This window comes from Butyricicoccus sp. (genome assembly GCF_050872565.1).
GTDB lineage: Bacteria > Bacillota > Clostridia > Oscillospirales > Butyricicoccaceae > Butyricicoccus_A.
Map to the genome: position 1 here is coordinate 1 of NZ_JBNMHC010000193.1, position 4,368 is coordinate 4,368.

General features: G+C 52.7%; 5 protein-coding genes. All 5 read right to left on the minus strand.

Annotated features, from left to right (window positions below):
• Window positions 1–117: 117 nt before the first annotated feature.
• Window positions 118–1,299, minus strand: coding sequence for a phosphoribosylaminoimidazolecarboxamide formyltransferase (locus ACR0P9_RS08370; protein WP_432619143.1), 1,182 nt, complete (start codon window positions 1,297–1,299; stop codon window positions 118–120).
• A gap of 12 nt (window positions 1,300–1,311) precedes the next feature.
• Window positions 1,312–2,016: an IMP cyclohydrolase gene (locus ACR0P9_RS08375; RefSeq protein ID WP_432619145.1), complete on the minus strand. Its 705-nt coding sequence runs from the start codon at window positions 2,014–2,016 to the stop codon at window positions 1,312–1,314.
• A gap of 29 nt (window positions 2,017–2,045) precedes the next feature.
• Complete coding sequence (purN, locus tag ACR0P9_RS08380) at window positions 2,046–2,675, minus strand: phosphoribosylglycinamide formyltransferase (protein ID WP_432619147.1); 630 nt, start codon at window positions 2,673–2,675, stop codon at window positions 2,046–2,048.
• The gene (gene purM, locus ACR0P9_RS08385) at window positions 2,669–3,706 is read right to left on the minus strand and encodes a phosphoribosylformylglycinamidine cyclo-ligase (protein WP_432619149.1); all 1,038 of its coding nucleotides are present in this window, start codon (window positions 3,704–3,706) and stop codon (window positions 2,669–2,671) included. Before purM ends, purN begins: the two co-directional genes overlap by 7 nt.
• Window positions 3,699–4,368, minus strand: a 670-nt coding sequence (locus ACR0P9_RS08390) for an amidophosphoribosyltransferase (RefSeq protein ID WP_432619151.1), incomplete at its 5' end; no start/stop codon positions are given. The genes ACR0P9_RS08390 and purM, both read right to left, overlap by 8 nt.

The window sequence follows — 4,368 nt, forward strand, 5'->3', positions numbered from 1 at the left end:
CATGTTCGCGTCCGCCGCTGCCGATTACCAGTACTTTCATATTGGAAATCCTCCTTCTATAACTGCCAAAAGTCAGGCACGCCAAAGACGCACCTGACTTTTATTATTTTTTGCTTCTTAGTGATGGAACAGACGAATGCCAGTGAACGACATAACGATGCCGTACTTGTTGCAGGTGTCGATAACGTTGTCATCACGAATCGAGCCGCCCGGCTGTGCGATGTAAGCAACGCCAGACTTCTTTGCGCGCTCTACATTGTCACCAAACGGGAAGAATGCATCCGAGCCAACGGTTACGCCAGACTGGGTTGCAATCCATGCCTTCTTCTCCTCGCGGGTCAGCGGCTCCGGCTTTACCTTGAACTTGGTCTGCCATACGCCATCTGCCAAAACATCTTCGTACTCGTCCGAGATGTATACATCAATCGCATTGTCGCGATCCGGACGGCGAATGCCGTCAACGAACTGAAGGCCCAGAACCTTCGGATGCTGACGCAGCATCCAGTTGTCTGCCTTGTTGCCAGCCAGACGGGTGCAATGGATGCGGCTCTGCTGACCTGCACCAACGCCAATGGTCTGACCATTCTTGACATAGCAAACCGAGTTGGACTGGGTATACTTCAGCGTAATCAGAGAGACAATCATGTCCAGCTTTGCCTGCTTCGGCAGATCCTTGTTCTCTGTCACAATATTGGTGAGCATCTCTTCGTCAATCTTCAGGTTGTTGTGTCCCTGCTCAAAGGTGATGCCAAAGATATTGCGGCGCTCAATCGGAGCCGGCTCATAGGTCGGGTCGATCTGAATGACCGTATAACCGCCCTTGCGCTTGGTCTTGAGGATTTCCAGTGCTTCCTCGGAATAAGACGGTGCAATAATACCGTCGGATACTTCATACTTCAGATAGGTTGCCGTCTGTGCATCGCACTCATCGGACAGAGCAACCCAGTCGCCGTAAGAGCACAGGCGGTCTGCGCCGCGGGCACGGATATATGCACACGCAATCGGAGACAGCTCTTCATCCGGCAGTGTATCGGTAAAATAAATCTGCTTTTCAACATCAGACAGCGGATTGCCGATAGCCGCACCAGCCGGGCTGACGTGCTTAAAAGAAGCAGCGGAAGCCATACCGGTAGCAGCCTTCAGCTCGCGCACCAGCTGCCAGCTGTTGAATGCGTCCATAAAGTTAATATAACCCGGTCTGCCGTTCAGTACCTTGATCGGCAGTTCGCCCTCTTCCATATAAATACGGGACGGCTTCTGGTTCGGGTTGCAGCCATATTTCAGTTCAAGCTCAGTCATGGGAAACTCCTCTCAGCAGTGCTTATTGCGGATGATGCTGGAAGCCTTGCCGGTCTCCAGATCAATGAAGCTTACGTACAGGGAAACCTTGTTCTCTTCGTTCAGGTTGTCCCATACCATATCGGCAAACGTCTGTAAGTCGCCTTCGATGCGAACGGTCTCCGGCTCGCCCTCAAAGGACGGCAGCGGATTGCCATCGTTCTTGTAGGTATGGATAAAATGACCCAGACCTGCACGCGGTGCATCGTACTCAAAGAAAAAGCGCTTGTTGCACGCCGGATCGCCGTCAAAGCTCTTGAGAATAGACAGCTCATACGCACCATTCGGCTCAACAACGCCGGAAATACGCGGGGTGTAGTTCGGGCCGTCCGGCTCAAACTGACGGGTGCGCAGCGCCTCAATATAGCTCTTACCTGCTGCCAGACCGTCGCGAACGGTATCGGTCTGATCGCCATTTGTGACGATGGTCGCACCATTGAATGCGCGAACCGGATGATAAATAATCAGGGACGGGTCAACCATCTTAGACGGGTCAAACGCTTCCGTGCGGATGCCGTCTTCCGTCTCCGCAAAAATGCGGTTGCGGCTGTTTTCGCTGCGGCCCATGATGAAATATGCAATCACTGCGTTTTTGTCATCTGCGCTGCGGCCCAGAACGATGCCGCGGCCCGGATAGCTGTTTTCGCGCAGCAGTGCGCCAAGATCAAAAATTTCCATGATAAAATCTTCCTTTATATCGTTGCGTTTTATTCAGAAATCGAAACAATACCGTCATCCGAAACAGACAGCTTGCCCTCGCAAAACAGAGAGACCGCCCGCGGCAGCAAAATATGCTCTGCCTGTGCCATGACACGCTTTTGCAAAACTTCCGGCGTGTCATTCGGCTCAATCTCTACGGCTTTCTGTGCGATAATCGGACCGCCGTCTGTGATGGCATTGACAAAGTGCACGGTGGCACCGGTCACTTTGACGCCCTTTGCGAGCGCCGCTTCATGGACATGCAGACCATAGAAGCCATCCCCGCAAAATGACGGAATCAACGACGGATGTACATTGATGATGCGATTCTCAAACTCTTTGCAGAAGTCCTCATCCAGCACGGTCATAAAACCAGCCAAAACAATCAAGCCGATGTCCTGTTCATGCAGGAAATCCGCAAGTGCCCGGCAGTATTCCGCTCCGGAAGCATAGTCCTTCTTGCGGCGCACAACGCCGGGAACGCCTGCTTTTTTGGCGCGTTCCAGCGCATACGCCTTATCATTGGAGGACACAACGACAGAAACTCTGCCGTTGTGAATGTCCCCCCGTGCTTGTGCATCGAGAATCGCCTGTAAATTGGTTCCGCCGCCGGATACCAAAACAGCGATATTTACCATAACTGAACTTCCTTCTCGCCGGTCTTGCACTCGCCGATGATGTAACCGGTCTCGCCTGCTGCGGCGATTGCTTCCAGTGCCTTGTCAGCCTGCTCCTTCGGAACAGCGACAACCAGACCTGCGCCCATGTTAAAGGTGTTGTACATGTCGCGCTCCGGAATCTTGCCAACTTCCTGAATCATCTTGAAGATGCCCGGTGTCGGCAGAGCAGCCTTTTCAATGGAAACGCAAATGTTGTCCGGCAGCATACGCGGAATATTTTCATAGAAACCGCCACCGGTGATGTGGCTCATTGCCTTGACGTCTACAGCGGCAATCAGAGACTGAATCGTCTTGACGTAAATCTTGGTCGGAGTCAGCAGCTCTTCGCCCAGCGTCTTGCCAAACTCAGAGATATAACGCTGTACCGACTTCTCATTGATGCCCAGTGTCTTACGCACCAGAGAGTAGCCGTTGGAATGTACGCCGGAAGATGCAACACCGATCAGGACATCGCCAGCTGCCAGCTTGGAGCCGTCGATCATCTTATCGCGGTCTACCAGACCAACAGAGAAGCCTGCCATGTCGTACTCATCTACCGGATAGAAGCCCGGCATCTCAGCGGTCTCGCCGCCGACCAGCGCACAGCCTGCCTGACGGCAGCCGTCTGCAATGCCCTTGACCAGCTCAGCGATGCGCTCCGGATAGTTCTTGCCGACAGCAATATAGTCGAGGAAGAACAGCGGCTGTGCACCACAGCACGCAATATCATTGACACACATAGCGACACAGTCGATGCCAACCGTGTCATGCTTGTCCATCAGGAACGCCAGCTTCAGCTTGGTGCCAACACCATCGGTGCCGGAAACCAGAATCGGATGCTCCATTCCCTGTACCGGCGGTTCAAACATGCCGCCGAAGCCGCCGATCGAACCGAGTACGCCAGGAATATAAGTGCTTTCGACAAACGGCTTCATCTTTTTGACAGCTTCATAACCTGCAGTAACGTCTACACCTGCTGCCTTGTAACTTTCAGAACGACTATTAACCATTTTCACCAATCCCACTTTCAAAAATATTCTTTTCAACGGTGTCCGGAACTTCGATCGGATATTTTCCGCTGAAGCATCCGTTGCAGAAGCCGCACTTGGCGCCGACTGCAATTTTGTTTGTTGCCTCCAAAGACAGATAACCCAGAGAGTCTACGCCAATCAGCTTACGGATTTCCTCTACTGTTCTGCCATACGCAATCAGATACTCTCGATCCGGTACGTCTGTGCCGAAGAAGCACGGATGCAGGAACGGAGGGGACGAAATGCGCATGTGCACTTCCTTCGCACCAGCGTCTTTCAGAATCTTTACCAGACGCGCACAGGTTGTGCCGCGGACAATGGAGTCATCCACGAGGATAACACGTTTGCCTTCCAGATTGTTTCGGAGAGCATTCAGCTTGATGCGGACAGAACGCTCGCGCTTGTCCTGACCAGGCTGAATAAAGGTTCGGCCGATATATTTATTTTTAATCAGACCGACATCATATGGAATGCCTGATGCCTTGGAATAACCAATCGCAGCCGGAATGCCGCTGTCCGGCACACCAACGACGACATCTGCCTCTACCGGATATTCTTCTGCCAGATAGCGTCCTGCCTCCTGACGGGCAAACGCAACCGACGCACCGTCTACGACGGAATCCGGACGGGCAAAATAGATA